Origin of the sequence: Streptomyces scopuliridis, assembly GCF_042790125.1 — a bacterium.
Classification (GTDB): domain Bacteria; phylum Actinomycetota; class Actinomycetes; order Streptomycetales; family Streptomycetaceae; genus Streptomyces; species Streptomyces scopuliridis_A.
In genome coordinates this window covers 240,733-258,833 of sequence record NZ_JBHTZS010000011.1, presented here as the reverse complement: position 1 = coordinate 258,833, position 18,101 = coordinate 240,733, and the positions used below count along the sequence as shown (strand labels likewise).

13 protein-coding genes are annotated in these 18,101 nt (G+C 71.5%); 3 read left to right on the top strand and 10 right to left on the bottom strand.

Going from position 1 to position 18,101, the window contains the following annotated elements:
- The first annotated feature begins 62 nt into the window (after nucleotides 1-62).
- The 3 genes from ACFRKB_RS19680 (at nucleotide 63) to ACFRKB_RS19670 (ending at nucleotide 3,457) form a co-directional block, all read left to right on the top strand.
- Complete coding sequence (locus tag ACFRKB_RS19680) at nucleotides 63-920, top strand: GNAT family N-acetyltransferase (RefSeq protein ID WP_383107281.1); 858 nt, start codon at nucleotides 63-65, stop codon at nucleotides 918-920.
- Between the two features lie 96 nt (nucleotides 921-1,016).
- On the top strand, nucleotides 1,017-2,948 hold the full coding sequence (locus ACFRKB_RS19675) for an MFS transporter (protein WP_383107279.1): 1,932 nt from the start codon (nucleotides 1,017-1,019) through the stop codon (nucleotides 2,946-2,948).
- Nucleotides 2,945-3,457, top strand: a complete 513-nt coding sequence (locus tag ACFRKB_RS19670; RefSeq protein ID WP_383107277.1) for a MarR family winged helix-turn-helix transcriptional regulator — start codon at nucleotides 2,945-2,947, stop codon at nucleotides 3,455-3,457. The genes ACFRKB_RS19675 and ACFRKB_RS19670 overlap by 4 nt, the downstream gene beginning before the upstream one ends.
- 74 nt (nucleotides 3,458-3,531) lie before the next feature.
- Here ACFRKB_RS19670 and ACFRKB_RS19665 read toward each other — a convergent pair whose 3' ends face one another.
- The 10 genes from ACFRKB_RS19665 to ACFRKB_RS19620 all read right to left on the bottom strand — a co-directional run bounded on the left by ACFRKB_RS19665 (nucleotide 3,532) and on the right by ACFRKB_RS19620 (nucleotide 18,081).
- Nucleotides 3,532-4,413 (bottom strand): peptidoglycan-binding protein, encoded by an 882-nt coding sequence (locus tag ACFRKB_RS19665; protein ID WP_383107276.1) that lies wholly within the window; start codon nucleotides 4,411-4,413, stop codon nucleotides 3,532-3,534.
- A gap of 39 nt (nucleotides 4,414-4,452) precedes the next feature.
- On the bottom strand, nucleotides 4,453-6,048 hold the full coding sequence (locus ACFRKB_RS19660; protein ID WP_383107274.1) for a DUF6519 domain-containing protein: 1,596 nt from the start codon (nucleotides 6,046-6,048) through the stop codon (nucleotides 4,453-4,455).
- A gap of 101 nt (nucleotides 6,049-6,149) precedes the next feature.
- Nucleotides 6,150-8,321 (bottom strand): hypothetical protein, encoded by a 2,172-nt coding sequence (locus ACFRKB_RS19655; RefSeq protein ID WP_383107273.1) that lies wholly within the window; start codon nucleotides 8,319-8,321, stop codon nucleotides 6,150-6,152.
- Nucleotides 8,318-12,160 carry a putative baseplate assembly protein gene (locus tag ACFRKB_RS19650; RefSeq protein WP_383107272.1) on the bottom strand — a complete coding sequence of 1,281 codons (3,843 nt, stop codon included), beginning with the start codon at nucleotides 12,158-12,160 and terminating at the stop codon, nucleotides 8,318-8,320. Before ACFRKB_RS19650 ends, ACFRKB_RS19655 begins: the two co-directional genes overlap by 4 nt.
- The gene (locus tag ACFRKB_RS19645) at nucleotides 12,157-15,339 is read right to left on the bottom strand and encodes a putative baseplate assembly protein (RefSeq protein WP_383107270.1); all 3,183 of its coding nucleotides are present in this window, start codon (nucleotides 15,337-15,339) and stop codon (nucleotides 12,157-12,159) included. Before ACFRKB_RS19645 ends, ACFRKB_RS19650 begins: the two co-directional genes overlap by 4 nt.
- Complete coding sequence (locus ACFRKB_RS19640) at nucleotides 15,336-15,704, bottom strand: GPW/gp25 family protein (protein WP_365970345.1); 369 nt, start codon at nucleotides 15,702-15,704, stop codon at nucleotides 15,336-15,338. The genes ACFRKB_RS19645 and ACFRKB_RS19640 overlap by 4 nt, the downstream gene beginning before the upstream one ends.
- Entirely contained in the window at nucleotides 15,701-16,039 is a 339-nt protein-coding gene (locus ACFRKB_RS19635) for a hypothetical protein (RefSeq protein ID WP_365970346.1), read from the bottom strand. The genes ACFRKB_RS19640 and ACFRKB_RS19635 overlap by 4 nt, the downstream gene beginning before the upstream one ends.
- Before the next feature lie 19 nt (nucleotides 16,040-16,058).
- Nucleotides 16,059-16,586, bottom strand: a complete 528-nt coding sequence (locus tag ACFRKB_RS19630) for a phage baseplate assembly protein V (protein ID WP_383107268.1) — start codon at nucleotides 16,584-16,586, stop codon at nucleotides 16,059-16,061.
- Nucleotides 16,587-16,619: 33 nt separating this feature from the next.
- On the bottom strand, nucleotides 16,620-17,762 hold the full coding sequence (locus ACFRKB_RS19625; RefSeq protein ID WP_383107266.1) for a hypothetical protein: 1,143 nt from the start codon (nucleotides 17,760-17,762) through the stop codon (nucleotides 16,620-16,622).
- On the bottom strand, nucleotides 17,752-18,081 hold the full coding sequence (locus tag ACFRKB_RS19620; RefSeq protein ID WP_383107264.1) for a LysM peptidoglycan-binding domain-containing protein: 330 nt from the start codon (nucleotides 18,079-18,081) through the stop codon (nucleotides 17,752-17,754). Before ACFRKB_RS19620 ends, ACFRKB_RS19625 begins: the two co-directional genes overlap by 11 nt.
- Nucleotides 18,082-18,101 lie beyond the last annotated feature (20 nt).

The window sequence follows — 18,101 nt, the reverse complement described above, 5'->3', positions numbered from 1 at the left end:
TCCCGGTCCGGGCCATGGCAAGGTGTGAGCCCACCGCGAGCCCACCGCACTGGAGGCCGAGCATGACGTTTGAGATCGTGACCGCGAACTCCCACTACATCGAACAGCTCGGCACATGGGCCGACGAGGAGGGCTGGAATCCCGGTACGTCCGACAGACATTCCTTCTTCCCGACCGATCCGGGCGGCTTTATCTTCGGACGCCTGAATGGTGAGGCCGTCGCGTCCGTTTCCGCCGTCCGCTACGGCACCGATTTCGGATTCATCGGTTTCTACATCGCCCGTCCCGCCGTGCGCGGACAGGGATACGGAATTCAGGTCTGGCGGGCGGCCATGGCGCGGCTGGCCGGGCGGAACGTAGGGCTCGACGGGGTGATCGACCAGCAGGAGAACTACCGTAAGTCCGGCTTCCGCAAGGCCTGGAACAATGTCCGCTACGAAGGCGTGCCGGCGGCCACCGGTATCGCGGCCACCGGAATTCCGGACGGCGTCACGCTGGTCGACGCCCGCCAGATCTCCTTCGACCAACTCGCCGCCTACGACCGGCGGTTCTTCCCCGCCGAGCGCGACGCCTTCCTCGCCTCATGGATCGGGCTGCCCGACCGTACGAGCCTCGCGGCCGTGCGGGACGGCGAACTGCGCGGCTTCGCGGCGATCCGTCCCTGTAGCGGCGCCTCGCGCATCGGGCCGCTGTACGCCTCGTCCCCGGACATCGCCGCCGCGCTGCTGAGCGGACTGGCCGCGACCGTCCCCGGGGCGCCCGTGGCGATCGACATCCCGGATATCAACGCGCCGTCCGTACGGCTCGCGGAAGATCTCGGACTGACGCCTTCCTTCGAGGCCGCGCGTATGTACACAGGCCCCGTCCCGGAAATGGATCTCCCGGGGCTGTACGCCGTCACCAGTCTTGAGCTCGGGTAATTCCCGGGCACTGGCATCGGCGCCGGACCAGGATTAGATTGGTTGAGGTCAAGCAAGTAAATCCGTCGATCACGGGCGACGGGAGTGTGATGTGCAGTGCGCTGGACAGTCGCGAAACCGGTCAATCCACGGGCCGGCACCGATCCTGAGCCGGGGCCGCACTACAAGTGGATCGCCCTGTCCAACACCACGCTGGGCGTACTGATCGCGACGATCAATATGTCGATCATGCTGATCGCGCTGCCCGATATCTTCCGCGGGATCGGCGTGGATCCGCTCCAGCCCGGCAACACCAGTCTGCTGCTGTGGCTGATCATGAGCTATCTGGTGGTCACCGCCGTGCTGGTGGTCAGCTTCGGCCGGCTCGGCGACATGTACGGCCGGGTCCGTATGTACAACCTGGGGTTCGCGGTCTTCACCGTGTTCTCCGTGCTGCTCTCGGTGACCTGGATGCACGGCACGGCGGGCGCCCTGTGGCTGATCGGGATGCGTGTCCTCCAGGGCGTCGGCGGCGCGATGCTGATGGCGAACTCCAACGCCATCCTCACCGACGCCTTCCCCGCCCATCAGCGCGGGCTCGCCCTGGGGCTGAACCAGGTGGCGGGCATCGCCGGATCCTTCGTCGGACTGGTCCTCGGCGGACTGCTCGGCCCCGTCAACTGGCATCTGGTGTTCCTGGTGTCCGTACCGTTCGGCCTGTTCGGCACCGTATGGGCGTATCTCAAACTGCGCGACACCGGCATTCGCGCCCCGGCCCGGCTGGACTGGTGGGGCAATCTCACCTTCGCCATCGGTCTGATCGCCGTCCTGTCCGGCATCACCTACGGAATCCAGCCCTACGGCGGCCACACCATGGGCTGGTCCAACCCCTGGGTGATCGCCGCGATCGCCGGGGGACTGGCGATGCTGGTGGTGTTCTGCGTGGTGGAGACGAAGGTCGCCGAGCCGATGTTCCACCTGGCGCTGTTCCGTATCCGCGCGTTCACCGCGGGGAACGTGGCGAATCTGCTCGCCTCGCTGGGACGCGGCGGCCTGATGTTCATCCTGATCATCTGGCTCCAGGGGATCTGGCTGCCCCGGCACGGCTACAGCTTCGAGCAGACCCCGCTCTGGGCGGGCATCTACATGCTTCCCCTCACCATCGGGTTCCTGATCGCGGGCCCCTTCTCCGGCTGGGCCTCGGACCGGTTCGGGGCCCGTACCTTCGCCACCGGGGGCATGCTGCTGGCCGCGGGCACGTTCGTGGCGCTCAAGGAACTCCCGGTCGACTTCGGCTATCCGATGTTCGCCCTGATCCTGCTGCTGAACGGGCTCGCCATGGGGCTGTTCGCGTCGCCCAACCGGGCGGCCATCATGAACAGCCTGCCGCCCGACCAGCGCGGGGTGGGCGCCGGGATCAGCACCACCTTCCAGAACTCCGCCACCGTGCTCTCCATCGGCATCTTCTTCTCCCTGATGATCGCGGGCCTCGCCGGGGCGCTGCCCGGGGCTCTCTCCCATGGCCTGACCGCCCAGGGCGTGCCAGCCGCCGACGCGGCCAGGGTCGCCGCGCTGCCGCCGGTCGGCGTGCTGTTCGCCTCACTCCTCGGATACAACCCGGTGCAGACGCTGCTCGGGCCGCAGGTGCTGGCCCAGCTGCCCGCCGGGCACGCCGACTATCTGACGGGGCGCGCCTTCTTCCCGGCGCTCATCTCCCCGGCGTTCTCCGACGGCCTCTCCGTCGCCTTCGACTTCGCGATCGCCGCCTGTCTGGTCGCGGCCGTCGCCTCGCTGCTCCGGGGCGGACGCTATGTCCACGGGGACGGGGACCGGCCCCTGGCGGTGGCGCCCGCGGTGGCTCCTGCGGTGGCTCCCGCCGCTGCGGGACGGCACCGGGATGCCTCGGCCGCGCCGGCCCCCGCGCCACTGACGTCCCCCGGACCCGCCGCCCAACCGTCCGCGCAACCGTCTGCGAAGGTGTCCCCGCAGCCGTACGCGCGGCCGTCGCCCGCACCCCCGCCGCCGCCCCCGTCCGAGGGGTCACCATGACCGCGCCCACCCCCGGCCCCGACCACGCCGCGACCGCCACGACTGCTGAGAACGCCGAGATCGCCGAGATCGCGGGCCGGCTCCGGCTGGCGATCCAGCACCTTCTTCCCGTACTGCGGGCCCGGCGCGCCCCCGGCGACCTCACCCCCAGCCGGCAGGCCGCCCTGGCCGCGCTCGCCGCTCATGGCCCGCTGCGCATCAGCGAGCTCGCGGCACGCATGGGTATCGCCCTGTCCACCACCTCCCGCATGGTGGATCTGCTCGACAGCACCGGCTGGATCGCGCGCCGGCCCGATCCGCAGGACCAGCGCGCCAGCCTGGTGGCCCTCAGCCGTACGGGCAGGGCCGTGCTGGATGCCAGGCGCCACGAGACCGCCGCCCGCCTCGCCGAGCAGATCAGCCTGCTCACGGCAGAGGAACAGCGCGCCCTGTACGCCGCGCTGCCCGCGCTGGAGGCACTGTCCGAGCGCGCCTCGACGTACCCCGGCGAACTGCCCCGGGGGATCTGAGACATCGTGGAACCCCGGGGCGGAACCCGTGCGGTCGTGGCGCGCTCGGACAGTGTCCAGGCCGTGCGGAGGGATCAGACGTTGGGGACCTTGAGCTTGTCCCAGCTCGTCTTGCCCGGCACACCGTCGGCGTCGCTTCCCGAGTAGCCGAGCTTGCGCTGCCAGGCCGCGTACGACTTGCGGTCGGCCTCGGTCCATTCCGGCCCCGGGCCCACCTCGTACCGTCCGCACCCCTCCGCCACCAGCCGTTTGCCCATCGCCGTGATCACGGCGCTGCGCCGGCCGACCGCGAAGAAGGCGGCTCCGGGGAACGGTTCGTATGTCGCCGGAGGTTTCGGCGGCGGCGTCGAGGGACCGTCCGGCTTGCCGCCGAGCCGGTCCCCTATCCGCTTGCGCATCGAGTCCATCGTGAAGCCGCGCGGATCGACCTTCCCCGGCTGCCACTCCTTATGACCGATCACCGAGCGCTGCGTCCAGCCGTGCGCCCGGCAGATGGCCGCCGCGGCCTTCTCTATCGCCTCCAACTGGGCGGCCGGCCAAGGGTCCTTGCCGTCGCCCAGATTGACGCACTCGAAGCCGTAGAAGTAGCGGTTGCCGTCGGTGTTGGCCTCGTTGTCGGCGGGCAGCGCCGACTCGTTGATCACCGCGCGCAGGACATCGTCGTCGCCGAGTCCGGCGTGGTTGGCCCGGCCGTTGCCGACCAGATGGACCGTGCCGTCCTTGGCGATCACACCGTGGCACAGCGGGCCCGGCAGGCTCGAATGGCCGTTGTAGCAGAGCTCCACGGAGCTCTGCGTACCCGACGTCACGGTGTGATGGATCATCACTCCGTGCAGCGGTCCCCACGGACCCTTGTGGTTGCGGTTGTGCGTGCGCCAGCTCCGGTGCTCGACGACGCGCAGACCTTCGTTACGGAGGACTTGCAGCAGTTTGGCGGCGGTCAGGGGCGTTGCCATCGTGGTGCTCCTTCACATCATGCTGACGCTGACAGCACGTCAGTTCTCGGTCTGTCCCTCGCTGTTCTGTTCCGGCGCGGGCTCCGCGGTGTCGTCCGCCGCGGCCCGTTCGGCGGCGACGGTCTCTTCCTCGGCCGCCGTCTCCGCCGCCAGTGCCGCCGCGTCCGCCGCGGGGATCGCGGTGGCCAGCGGGGCGAACGCCAGTCGCAGATCGACGGCGGACCCTTCGCCGACCACCCATGCGAGCGGAGCGTAGTGGACCTGGATCCCGCTCGGGGCGCGAAGCAGCGGCCTGCGGGCCGCGTCCGTCGGCCATTCGACATCGCCGGTGGAGGTACGCGCGGGAACGGTCCAGAAGTCACCGGAGCGATAGGTCTTCCCCGGCTCGAAGTAGACGAGGACGCCGTCCTCCAGCGGCAGCCAGCCGCCCTCCTCGATGCGCAGCGCGCCGTCGCGCGGCTTCGCGGCGCCCCGCTTCTGCCGTCCCGACGGTCCCGCGCCACTCATGTGGTGCGAGCCGGGCCGGTGGTCCCAGCGGCGCAGGAACGGGTGCAGTTCGGGCCGGCGGCCCACCGACGGGTCCGGCTCGGCGGAGAGCCGTACGCGCCGTCCCGGCAGGTCGACCTCCTCCACCCTGAGCAGCGGCAGCGGTTCGCCCCTGCTCAGATACGCGGTGTCGGCGAACTCGACCTGGTCGCCGACGTTCAGGTCGAGTTTGTCGTCACTGCCGAGCGAGGCCAGCTCCACCCACGTACCGTCGAGCCCGTCGACCGGGAAGGTCACCGAACCGTTCTCCCTGGACCACTTGAACGTCGCGTCCTTCGCCGCGCCGCCCTGGTGGATCTCCACCCGGTACATCTGGTTCTCCGGCCCCCGGTACCGCGCGTCCGGCCTCACCAGGCACGGGTCCTCGTCCGCGTGCTCCGGCCGCCGGGCGCGCGCCGCCATCCGCGCCGTCGGCGCCTGCGCCGCCGCCCATGCGGTGAACGCCGCGCGGGCCTGCGCCTGTGGCGTTCCGTCCGCCGGATCCAGCTCCAGCCGCTCGCCGGGCAGCGGCAGCAGCTGCCAGACGACCTTCAGCCTGGCCGCCGTGTCGGGCATCGCGGAGCCCAGCGCGACCTCCCGCAGCAGCGGGTCCTCGGCCGCCGTGACCGACCGTTCCCACACCTTCAGATAGGCCAGATAGGGGTAGTGGGTGGGCAGCCGGTCGCCGGGCCGCTCCGGGTCGCGGTACGCGTCGGGCTGGTCCCAGTACGTCCAGGTGGCCCGCTGTTCCGGCGCAGCCGGAGCGTCCTGGTCACCGTCCTCGGCCGGGGCCGCGTCGTCCTCGACCGGTACCCCGGGCGCCGGACGTGTCGCGTCCACCAGGATGCCGTCCACGTAGTAACGGCCGCCCGCGATGGTCAGATCGTCCAGCTCCCGGCCGCCGCCCACGAAATCCAGCGCGAATCCGGTGGCACCGCGCGGACCGCCGTGCCGTCCGATCAGATCGGCGGCGAGGGTACGGGCCTGGTGCAGCTGGATCGCGGCCTGCTCATTGGCGTCCGCGTCGAGCTGGACGCGGCCCTGCTGGGCGATCACCGCCGAGTAGTGCCGGTCGGGCCGGAAGGTGTTGCGGGAGATGTCTGCGTGCATGGGAAGGGGTCCCCCTCGGAAGTTCGGCATTCGGTCGCGCGGGCTACGGAGTTACGGCGTCGGGCGTGAGGCGGCGCACACGGCGGAGGAAGGCTCGGGTCTCAGGTCACGGTGACGATCCCCGCGTCGGTGCCGGCCGGGGTGTATTCGGCGAGCCGCGCGCGCAGACTGTCCAGGCGCTGCGGCTGGTAGAGATCGTGGAAGGCGCCCATCTCGGAGCCGTCCTCGGCGCCCCGCTCGATCTCCTCGGCGCACCCGGCCGCCAACTGCCCGTACGCGGGCGTCCCGTACCGCTCACCGGTGAACAACGGCCGTACCCGCGCCGCCTCTTCGGCGCCCACCAGGTCCGGCTGGCAGCGATGACGGCGCGGGGTGCGCGAGCCCGGCGGTACGTACGAGAACCGCACGCATCCGACGCCCCGCCTGGCCACCCGCAGCGCCCCCGTGAAGACGGAGTTCTCGGCGATCTCCACCGCGTGGGTGTGGATCTCCCCGATGACGGTGGTGCGGTGCGCGTGCAGCACGGCGTGGGCGTGCCGGCAGTCCGGGGCGGACAGGGCGGCCCGGTCGTGACCGGTGGCGTCGAGGACGCTGTCGCGGATGTGGAGGGGCAGCGGATCGTGCCCCACCTCATCACCGATCACCTCGATGGTGCCGAGGACACACCGCTCGATCTCCACGCACGCGGTGGTCCTGTCCAGCACGAGACTCGGTTCCTCGGGGGAGTGCGGATCGCAGTGCGGCTCCAGCGACCAGCCGGGTACGAGCGTGCAGTGCCGCAGCACCACCGCGCCCATGGGACCGGCGACATGGAGCCCGCGCCCGGTGATCAGCAGACCGTCCAGCACGATCCGGGGAGCCTCGCCCGCGCCCTCGCCGTCCTCGTCCCGCGCCCGGATATTGAGCGCGTCGGGCCGGTTGCTGTACCAGTCGAGCAGCCGGATCACCGGCCGGGTGCCCTCGGCAGCCCGCACCTCCAGCCGGTCGCCCGGGTCCAGATCGAAATCCAGCTGCTCCTGATAGGCGCCGCTGTGCGTGATCTCGATCAGCCCGTCGGGCCCGCAGTGCCCGGCCCGCCGGTCCGCGCGCCACTGCCCGTACGCGTCCATGATCCGCTGGTACCGCTGGCCGGGGCCGACCCGGTAGACCGCGGCGGACACCGGCGTCTCCCGGTCGCGCGGGTACTCACCGCCGCCCGTGTCGTCCGGGAACGCGTAGTGGTACGTGACCCAGACGCCCTGGCGCGGCGCGGAGCGCGAGCCGAAGGCGATCCGGCCCAGCTCCGGATCGACGGCGACCTGCCCGCGCTTGGGCCGGTAGCGCCAGTCCGTCAGATCCGCCACCACGAGATCCGCCGGCGCCACCGGCTCGTCCTGGCCGTCGCGCCAGACCGTGAAGCTCCTGCCGGGACCGTAGTAGTCCGCGAGCCGGTCGGCGAGCTGCCTGCGGCGGATGTACGCGGGGACGTTGTCGATGGTCGCGACATGGGTGGCCGACGGCTCCGGCACCGGCCTGGTCACCAGCGGGGTGTCATTGCCCAGGATCGAGAACGTGTAGAGGTTACGGGCCCGGTCGACGCAGTACGCGGGCGCCTTGGTCAGGCGGTACGGCTTCAGCCGCCACACGAACAGGCCCACCCCCGCCGGGGACTGGCCGCCCCGCGTACGCGCCGAAGCGGCCCGCCGTACGTCCACCGACCGCGCGACCGCGCCGAACGGCCCGCCCGCCAGGTCCAGCGCCGCGCCCTCCCGTACGTCCACGAGCCGGCCGCGCTCCAGCCGGCGCGCGTTCACCGCCGCTGTCCCGGAGCCGTACAGCTTGACCGGCTGCTGATGCGCGAGGAGCCGGGAGAACTCCACCGCACGCGCGGGCCACCCCGCCACGTCCTCGGCCAGCTCCTCCAACAGGGCCAGTGTGCCCTTGCGCCGCCGGTTGGCGACGGTCGCGGCCACATCGCGGCGCGGTGCCAGGGCCTCGGCGAGCCGGTCGCGCGCCTCCTGGGCGCCCCCGCCGCTCTCCAGGCCCTTGGCGAGCACCCGCTCATAGCCGGGCAGTGGGGTGTAGCCGACCAGATCGCCGAGATACGGCAGCACCCAGGGCGCCGCGGTCTCCACGAACCAGTCCTCATAGCTCTGTTCGACCCCGTCGCGGACCCGGTCGACCTGCTCGGCGAGCACCGCGAGCAGCGCGCGCAGCGGCTCCCCGCCCTCGGCGTCGCGCAGCCGGTGCCACTGCGGGAGCAGCTCCGCGAGCCCGTCCGGTTCCCTGCTCATGCGGTGACCTCCGTCAGAATCAGCGTGTCCGCGACATGCGGTGACAACAGGGCGAACCGGGCCGGCCTGATGCCCCGGAAGACACACACCGCCCGGCCCTTCGGCAGCCGCCGGGTATCGGTGATGTCCGGGTTCAGCCGCAGCAGTTCGGCCAGCGGGATGCCGTACCGGCCGGCGATCCGGGTGAGCGTCTCGCCGTCCTGCTCGGTGACCACGCGCACGTCCTCGTCGTACGTGCCGAGCCGCGCCGGGACCGACGGGCGCGGCCGGTCCAACTGCCCCGCGAGCGCGCTCAGTTCCTCCGGGGTGACGGACGCGGGCACGCCGGTGAAGACATCGACGTCCACATAGTCCACACCGGGCACCCGGTGAGCCGTCGCCAGCACCTCCGACAGCCGGGCGGGCTGTCCCAACTCCCTTCGCCCGCTGCCGAATTCGATCAGCAGCGCCTGGCGCAGCCGGGGTTCGACCACACTCCAGGTGTGATCGCGGGCCACCTTCACCCGCGCCGCGAGCAGCAGCAGCACCAGCTCGCGTACGTCCACCCGGACGGGCAGCCGGGAGTCGCCGTACCGGGCGAGCGACGACCGCAGGGCGCGCAGCACCTCGGAGTCCTCGGCGATCGCGATGTCATCGACCCCGGCGACCGTCAGATGCAGCACCCGCCGCCGCCCGTCGAAGATCTCGCGCGCCGCGGCCCGGCCGATGCCCGCCCGGGAGCGGGCGAAGTCCTCGTAGTCCTTGAGGGACACGAGCCGGTCCAGCGCGGAGACCGCGAGCGGGATCGTGCGCCGGGTCAGACCGGGACCGTCGGCGTCCGCGCCGCCCGTGGCGGGCTGCGGATTGGTGACGGCCGTGACACCCAGCGGGCGGGTGACGGTCTGGGTGACGCGGTCCGCCGGGAGGTTGGCGGCGCTGCCGGTGCCGAAGCGGTACCGGGCGCGGACGTTCTCGTGCCCGGACGGCAGCCGGGCGCCGACCACCCCGTCGCCGAAGGTCACGGTCGTCCGCCCGTCCGCGGCCGTGCCGGTGACATACACCCGCTCGCGCGGGCCGCGTCCGGCCAGGCTGTCCACCGCGTGCCAGAGCAGACCGTCGACCCGTACCTCCAGGGTGGGCGTGGCGCCCAGCGGATTGTCGGCGGGCAGCCAGGTCAGCGGTGACTGCCAGAGGGCGAACGTCTGGTTGACCCGGTCCGCGTCACCGCTGCCGATCGGCTCGTCGCGGCTCTCGCCGTGCGACGCGGGCACCACATTGCCCTGGACGCGCACGGTGTCACGGCGGTAGCGACAGGCCAGGTCGGTGGTGAGCGTCAGCTTCGTATGGACATGGTCACCGGGCAGGTGGGGGTCCAGTGTCTGCTCCACCGCCGCGATCACCACCAGTTCGGTGCCGCGCACCCCTGCCGTGTGCGGGATGTCGGTGCGCTCGCCCGACACCATCAGATGACGTCCCGGCCGCAACCCGTCGTAGAGTTCGGCCAGTTCGAGTTCATTGCCGTGGACGTCCTCACCGAGCGGTTCGTCGGCGAGCCGCAGCGCCTCACCGCCCGCGTGCACGGTGGTGTCACGGATCGTCGAGAGCAGGACGTCGTGCTCGTCCAGCCAGGCATCGGCGAGCGTCAGTTCCGTGCCCCGGCCCGTGATGCCGTAGTTGGTGTACACGGCGGTGCGCACGGCGGTCACGCGGGTGGTGAGGAACGCGAGCTTCTTGTCCCCCGGGATCCCGTCGGGCCCCTCGGCGCCCTTGCGGGGCCGCTCGACCGCGACCCAGCTGCCGACCGTGATGCCGTCCTGGACGGAATCCAGCGGCAGCACCTGGCGGTTGGCCTGCTCGGGCACGGTCGCGAGACCGATCTCGACATTCGCCGGCTCGCTGCCGGCGGTGTACCGCACGGTCAGCTCAAGCTCGCCGTGGGTGACCTGCTTGTGCTCGCCGGGAGCGAGCCACCACTCCTGGGCCTCGCCGTTGTGCACGGCGACATGGACCCGCCCGTCCTCGCCGGGACGGGAGACGAAGAGCGTCCGCTCGGGGAGACCGGGCAGCAACTGGGCCGTCACGCCGGGCTCCTGGGAGTCGGCCGGGCGCCGGGAGAGCCAGCTCAGATCGCGGTCCTGGGCGGTACGGGTCACCAGCGAGACCCGGCCGGGCGCCAGATCGAAGGTGATCTCGGCGGGCAGATTCTCCGACCGCTGTACGGACGAGCCGGTCTCCGTGTGCTGGAACTCGGCGCGTACCGGCACCCGGCCCGCGGTGTCGTACACGATCCGCATGGTGGTGAGGGACGAGCCGCCCAGCGGCCAGTCGGTCTGCCGGATGACCCGCCCGCGTTCGTCCTGGACGGGCTTGAGCGGTGCCGTCGCCCCGAAGGGAGCGGCGGTCACCCGCATCGCCTGGAGCTCGCGCAGCAGCGCCGGCACGGCCGGGGCGGCGTTGCGCCACGCCGTGTACATCCCGTCCGCGACCCGCGGATCGAGAGCGGACAGCAGCCGCGCGCCGAGGTCGGAGCCCGGCGCGAGGAGCCGCGCCGGGTCGTGCGCGAGCGCGCGGGCTCCCGACGGGGGTTTCACAACGCGGGTGCGCAGCGCGGGCAGTACGGTGCCGAGCGCCCGCAGGGCCGCGGAGTCCGCCGCCCCGGCGTGCGCGGAGGAGTCCACGGTGGCGTTCACGGGCGTGTTCACGGGGGCAGGCGGCACGGGCTGGGAGGGCTCCAACTCGGCGGCCCGTTCCATCAGTTCGCCGACCACGGCCTCCAACCGCTCGAACCAGGCCGCCACTTCCTCGTACGGAGCCGCCACGGCCTGCGCCTCGGCGAGCCGCTCATGCGGATCCGCGAGCCGCCGGGCGAACGCCGCCGGGGAGGTGATGCCGTCCAGATCGTCGCGCAGGGGCGCCAGCACCTGAACGTCGAAGTCCTCGATGATCAGGCTGACAGGTCGCGGGTTGGGGTTGTCGGGGGTGGGATCGCCCTCCTCGGCCTCCCGCCCGTCCTTGGTGATCCACTCGCGCAGCTCCGCCACCAGTTCGGCGAGCGACGGCGGCGCGGACTGCGGCAGACCGAGCGCCGTCACCTCGTCGTCCCGGTCGATCCGGACCCGCGTGACCGGCAGCAGCAGCCGCTGCCCGGCCGTCTCCCCGTCCGCGCCGAAGACGAACAGCAGTCTGTCCCCGGTCTGGAGCGAGGCGGCCGTCCCGGAGATCTGGATCTCGGAGCGCTCGCGCAGATCGTCCGGGGTGAGCAGGGCGGGCCGGCGCCGGCGTACCGCCAGCTCGTTCCAGGCCCAGCGGGCCGTCAGATCCTCGCTGGTCTCGAACGTCCGCGACGCCTCGTCGGCCGAGGCGGGCACGCTGTTGCTGCGCGCGCCGCGCGGGATCAGCACCGGCAGGTCCTCGGCGCGCGGATCGCGGTCCAGGGTGTACGCGAGATGGGTGTCGGCGGCGATGCCCGGCCGGGGCCGGTGCCCGACCAGCCGCCCCAGCAGGGCCAGCGAACGGTACTCACGGGCCGTACGGAGATACCCCTCCTCGGCGATCCGCTCGGAGTGGAACGTGAGCAGGTCGCCGACGACCGCCCAGGAGTCCAGCAGTCCGATCGCCGGATCGTCCGGGGTACGGACGGTCAGTCCGCGCAGCGCGGGGTAGGCGGGGGAGGCGAGCCGGTCGAGCATGGCCGCGAGGAACGAGCCGTACTCACCGACCCGGTAGTCGAGGGCCGTCCGGCCCGGCGGGTTGTACAGCGGGCGGGGCGCGTGGCGCTCGTCGTGCCCACCGCAGCCGCACCCGCACCCGCGGCCTCCGCGGTCGTGGCTCCTGGAGTCGTTGCCGCTGGTGGCGTTCATCGCGTACCTCCGCCCAGCTCGATCGAGAGCCGGCCGTTCTCGGGCCGGTCGGGGTCGTTGTCGCAGCGCGCGATCTCCAGCGGGCCGAGCCGCAGCACGCCTGCCTCCAGCGCGGTGTCGTCCGTGTCGGTGTGACCGGCGGGGGCCTCGTGGAACAGCCGGTTCAGCCGGGTGACGGTGACGCTCTCCACGCCCTGTACGGCCGCCGCCGTGGCCACCAGCTTGCTCAGCCGCACCGGTTCGCCGAAGGTCAGCGCGTCGGGGTGGAAGAATCCGAGCCGGCCGCCCGACAGCCGTCGGCTGCCCAGCAGCCGGTACAGCTCGGCCAGGATCTGCCCGTGCTGGTGGCCGGGCGCCGCGCACACCGAGAGAGCGATGTCCAGCGGCACGTTCCTGGCGGGCCCGACGACCAGGTCATGGCCGATCCGGCGGTAGCTCTCCAGGGCGTACGACACCGCATCGAGCAGTTCGGGCGACGGATCGCCGTTCCCCAGCGCGTCGATGGCGACATGCGCCTCCTGCACACTGCCCGTCCAGCGGATCTCCGCCGCCGCGCGCTGTACCCCCGGGAGCCCGGCGGCCAGCGCCGCGTAATCCTCGGCGGTCACGGCGCGCAGCCGCTCACGCCTGACGTCGAGCGGTGCCAACTGCCGTACCTGGTCGACGGGTTCGGGCTCCGTGCCACCGACGGCCGGCAGCGGGTTGCGGACGCCCGCCACCGGCATCGGGTCCCCGGCGTCGGACGCCTCGGGATCACGGAACAGCACCAGATGGTTGATGGCCTCCGCGCCGACATTGCCCGCCGTACCGCCGCCGAGCCGGTAGCGCAGCTCCAGCCGGGCACCCGGTAGCGGTCGCGCGCCGTGCCGCCCGTCGCCGAAGCGCAGGGCGATCCGCCCGTCGTCCTCCAGCTCGCCGACGAAGTGCCGGTCGCGCGGGCCGCTGGAGAGCAGATCCCGCCGGGGCGCCCACGACATGTCGCCGTCCGTGACACCCACCGCGGGCAGCGCGCCCCGCGGGTCCTGTACGAGGGCCGCGGCGGGCCCGCGCAGCACCGCCTCCCCCGGGTGCAGTCCGACCGCGTACGCCGGGCCCCAACTGTGCGCGATCTCCCAGGCGATGGATCCGTCGAGCACCGCCCCCGCCCGCGCCCGCGCGCTCAGCACCTCAAGCCGGCGCAGCTTCGCGGCGAGCAGCCGCTCACTGCGGTGCAGCAACTCGCGCAGTGCGCGCACCGGATGGCGCCGCAGCTCCAGACGTTCCAGTACGCGCAGCCCGAACAGCACCGTCAGCTCGCTGATCTCCCGGTCCGTCAGACCGTCGTGATCGCGAGCACTGCGCCACAGCTCCACCAGCCGCTCCCGCACCCGGCCCCCGATGGCCGCCAGCCGCGTGGCCTGTCCCGCCGAGACATGGCGGGGCTCCGGGAACGGTACGGACTGGACGACGGGGGAGCGGTCGAGCACCGGCCGGAAGCGCGGCCGGATGCCGGGGTAGGTGACCTGGGCCAGCAGGGTCGCCAGCGCCTCCGCCTGGGCGTACGCGGTGCCCGGGACGACCTTCTCCCGCCGCCGTCCGGCCAGCTCCAGGCCGATTCCGGCACGTTCCGTCGCGTCCTCACCGACGACGGCGAACAGCTCTCTGACCTGATCAGCCGTCAGCATGCGCCCGCGACGCGTCTGTTCGATACGGGCGTTGATCAGCTCGGCCGTGGCGTTACCGGCGTCCCCGTCCCAGCAGCCAAAGCCCGACGGCTCGCAGGAGCCGAGGACGGCAGGCGCGGGCGGCACGGTGACCGTCTGTGCCGCGCCGCCGTGGAAGGTCAGCGACCGGCCGTGGTCCACGAGCACGACGTTCCCGCGCGCCACGCTCACGTCCTCGACCGGCTCGCAGCCGGGGCCGCCGCGCGTGGACAGACAGACGGGAAAGGCGAGCGCGTCCTCCCGCGCCCAGGTGACCTCCAGGACGGGCTGGTCCGAGAGCCGGTCCACGACCGGGGTGACGGAGGTGAGGCGTACGGCCTGCCGGTGCGCCGGATCGGCGTCGCCGGGCGTGCCGGAACGCGGCCCCCGTACCTCCTCGATCAGCAGCAGATCGCCCGGCGACAGCTCCAGCGTCCGGGCCGCGCACTCCTCGTCCGCCCACTCGTCCCGGAGCGTGGCGGCGGTGGCTCCCCGGGGCAGCGCGCACCTCTCGTCGCCCCAGGTCCAGAAGCGGATGGTGTTGTGCGCGGGGGACAGGACCAACGGCTCCTCGGCGACGACCGGTTCGAAGACCTCCACCGAACCGCGCTCGTCCAGCACGGCCAGATCCCGGTCGTCGACGACCGTACCGATCTCGGGCCGGTCGCGCGGGCCGAGCGTACGGACATCGACGGCGGCGAACCGGAACGTGCCGGGCGGCAGTGTCAGCCGGCGCACGGTCTCGACCGTGACGAACGCGCGGGCGTTCACCCCGTCGTGCATCGGATAGTCGATGAGCCGCACATGACGGCGTACGGACACCCGGCGCCGTGCCGTGTCGAGATACGCCTCGGTCGCGACCGCGTCCTGCTGGTAGCTGATCAAGTCGGCGGTGTGGGCGATGAGTTCGACCAGTGTCGTCCCGAGGTCGGCGGCATTGCGCTCGACCCAGCCCGGGGTGGTCAGCGCCAGCCGGTCCAGGATCAGCCGGCGGATCGTGTCGTAGTCGCGCGCGGTGTAGTCGATGACAGGCGCGGGAGTGTGCGGGGGCGGGCACTCCGGCCGCTCGTCCGCGCAGTCGAAGGGGGTGGGACAGTCCGCCCGGAAATCGAAGTCGGCCCAGAAATAGCGCTGGTCGAAGCCGGGGAACGGTTCGGTGCCCGGCCGGCCGTACGGATCCGTCCCGACCACCGAGAGCCGGTAGCGCGAGGTGTCACCGGTGCGGTCGAGCGTGACGAACAGCCGGTCGTCCAGCTCCGGGTCCTCCTCGCGCTCCACCGCCACCTCGACGGCCTCGATACCGGTGATCCGCCGGCCGCCGTCGATCCGGATGTTCTCCGGGCAGAGCCCGTGGGGCGCCTTGCCGAGGAAGGTGACGGTGAGCGTGAGCCCGTCGTCCCCGACCTCGACCGCGTCCACACCACCGAGCCGCGCGGCCCGTACCTTCGTACGCCTGCCGTCCGTACGGCAGACCAACTGATCGCTCGGCACGCTCATACCGGGCCGCTCCCCTCGAACACCTCGTCGCGCCGGCTCGCGGTGGAGCGCACCACATAGCGCAGATACACCCGCACCACGTTCTCCTCGCTCACCACGTCCAGCGCCTCCACCTCGATCAGTTCGCCCAGCCAGCGCTGGAGCGACGCCTGTACGGACAGCTCCAGGGCGGAGGCCAGTTCGGGGCTGTTCGGTGTGAAGACCAGATCGAGCAGACCGCAGCCGAAGTCGGGGCGCATCACGCGCTCACCGGGGCTGGTGAAGAGCAACTGCTCGATCAGATCGCGTACATGGTCGTCGTAGTCGGCGTGCGCCGTACGGCCTCTGGCGTCGACACGGAACGGGAAGGCGATGTCGCTCCTCACCGGGACGCCACCCCCTTCGCGGCCGTCGCGACGACCGGCGGGCCCTGCGGCAGCAGGGCGGCGCTGAAGCAGAGCGCGGACGTACTGTCGAGCAGCACCGGCGAGCCGTCGATCAGCACACCGCCGCGCTCCGGCGTCCAGCGGACCGTGACACACGGATGCGGTACGCCGTCGATGAGATGCGGGCAACCGCTGACGGTGAAGACATCGGTGGCGGTGGGCACGAGATGTCCGTCGATCCGGACTCCGGACGACGGGGCGGAGGCGGGCACGACTCGGCCGCCGTGCGGACAGCTGATCGCCGTACCGCCGTTCACGAGATTCCCGGACAACACGTAACTCCCCGTTTCCTGGCTATGGCTTCTTGGGCACGATCAACCGGCCCTCGTTGATGTTGACCTCATTGCCGATCAGCACAATCGACGCCCCCTGACCGTTGGCGATGGTCACGCCCTTCTCGTCGATCTGTACGTACGCACCTCCTGCGGCCTGGAGCCGGATTCCGCTGCCGCCGGGCACGTCTCCCATCACCACTTTGTGCTTGTCGGAGGTCTGGATCACCACGTTCTGGTGCGTCGGCGACCCCGCCAGCGCGTCCGGCGGCAGCTCCGACGTGTGCCCGTACCAACACCCCGTCCAGATGGGGTAGCTCGGATCCCCCTGCTCGAACTCCACCCATACGCCGGCCCCTTCGGCGGGGACCACGTACTGCCCGGATTCGCGCCCTGTGAAGGGCAGGCAGGGCATGGCCCACGTGGACGCCTCGTCGCCCAGCACGTCCGGCACCTTGACCGTGACGCGTCCGATCCGCAGCGGATCCTGATTGTCCACCACTTGGCCCCGGAACTTGCCGAGAAACCGGTTGTTCGGTCCTGCAGCCATGCGAAGTTCTCCTGGTCTTCGTTCTCCTGGTCTTCACGGTCGTACGGTGCCGCTGCGGGCGATCAGTCCTTCACGTGAGAGCGTGAAATTCTGCTGATACGAGCCGGGCCTGATGTTGTGGGTGACGGATTTGACGTAGTAGTCGCCGTCGTACGTCCGTCCGGTGCCGCGCACCCCGACCAGCTCGCGCGGCTGGAGCACATATCCGTGCCGGTTGACATCCAGTGAGCCGGAGCCGGAGATCACGTCGGCGGAGGTCGCGGCCCTGGCCAGGATCTCGGCCTGGGCTTGTTCCGGGGCCATTTTCGCGGTGCCGGAGAGCGTCTTCCGCTTCAGGGCGGGCGTGGGCCGCTTGCCGAGCGGCGGGCGCAGCGGATTGATGTCGGGCTGGGGCAGCAACTGCGCGTCCCGCGTCCTCGGGTCCTGCCAGCGGGCCTGCGGCTCCTCGCGTGCCGTCCCGTCGTAGGCGAACGTCAGCTGGTCGACAGTGGAGTTGGCATCCATGTTGACGTTGAGCGCGTGCTGCCGCTGGCCCAGCCGGCGCTCGGGCCCCCAATAGGCGAAGGACTGCTGGTGCCCGGGGCCGGGCACCAGGTAGAAGGTGTACCCATTCGCCCTGGCCAGCTCATTCACATACTGAAGGTCGGTTCCGGTCTGGTATTCGACGCGTAACTGCTCGCGGGGCGGCTGGTGGACCTGCTCCGGGACGACCCGCGGATTGATTCCATAGTCGGCGTACTTCGCCAGAATCCTTTTCACCCGCTCGGAAGGGGGCACATTCGGAAACCGATCGGTCCGCTCCTCAAGGTCCATGAGGAGGGTCAGGTCTTCGCCCGTGACGGTGAGGGTGGTCTGCCCGGGTACGTTGCTCGCCCCCACCTCCTGCCGCACGATGAGCCCGTCGAGGATCACGGTCGACGTCCCTTTGATGGAGGTCGTGACGATGACCCGGGTCTTGGGGTCGAAGAACCCTTCGGGCAGCAGCCGCTCCGTGATCAACCCACGCTTGGTGAGGTCGAACGCCAACTGAAACCCACTCCGCTCCCCGGCGGTGGCCGTGATCTGAGCGGAGAGCATGGCCTCGGTCACCTCGGCGGGGACGGGGCGGGTGAGCCTGGGCCCCATGTGCAGGGTGAGATGAACGGGCCCGCTCCCGATCGGCGTCTCATCGGCCATGGATTCCACCCGGCAACGGAATCCCGATCTTCTGACCGGGCTCGGCGGTCAACTCCCGTGGATCCAGAACGGGATTCGCGTCGGCGATCTGCCACCACTGCCCGGGATCGCCGAAATACCGCTGCCCGAGATGGTCGGGGCGCTCACCGCTGTTGACGGTATGGGGCGCGGTCTCACCGCCTCCCGTCGGCAGCGGCGGCAGCAACCGCCGCTTGGTGTACCGCACTTCGGTCCCGTCGGGCTGCTGATGGACCCCGATCTCGGCGTCGTGATACCGACTGGAACGGGGGTACGGATGAGCCCCGGGTATCCCGTCCAACGCACTCTCATACGGTTCAA

Bases quoted from the DNA above. Each gene is read 5' to 3' on its own strand.
- ACFRKB_RS19650 (WP_383107272.1), bottom strand. From the start codon at position 12,160: ATGAACGCCACCAGCGGCAACGACTCCAGGAGCCACGACCGCGGAGGC.
- ACFRKB_RS19665 (WP_383107276.1), bottom strand. From the start codon at position 4,413: ATGGCAACGCCCCTGACCGCCGCCAAACTGCTGCAAGTCCTCCGTAAC.
- ACFRKB_RS19625 (WP_383107266.1), bottom strand. From the start codon at position 17,762: ATGGCCGATGAGACGCCGATCGGGAGCGGGCCCGTTCATCTCACCCTG.
- ACFRKB_RS19645 (WP_383107270.1), bottom strand. From the start codon at position 15,339: ATGAGCGTGCCGAGCGATCAGTTGGTCTGCCGTACGGACGGCAGGCGT.
- ACFRKB_RS19630 (WP_383107268.1), bottom strand. From the start codon at position 16,586: ATGGCTGCAGGACCGAACAACCGGTTTCTCGGCAAGTTCCGGGGCCAA.
- ACFRKB_RS19670 (WP_383107277.1), top strand. From the start codon at position 2,945: ATGACCGCGCCCACCCCCGGCCCCGACCACGCCGCGACCGCCACGACT.
- ACFRKB_RS19680 (WP_383107281.1), top strand. From the start codon at position 63: ATGACGTTTGAGATCGTGACCGCGAACTCCCACTACATCGAACAGCTC.
- ACFRKB_RS19655 (WP_383107273.1), bottom strand. From the start codon at position 8,321: ATGAGCAGGGAACCGGACGGGCTCGCGGAGCTGCTCCCGCAGTGGCAC.
- ACFRKB_RS19660 (WP_383107274.1), bottom strand. From the start codon at position 6,048: ATGCACGCAGACATCTCCCGCAACACCTTCCGGCCCGACCGGCACTAC.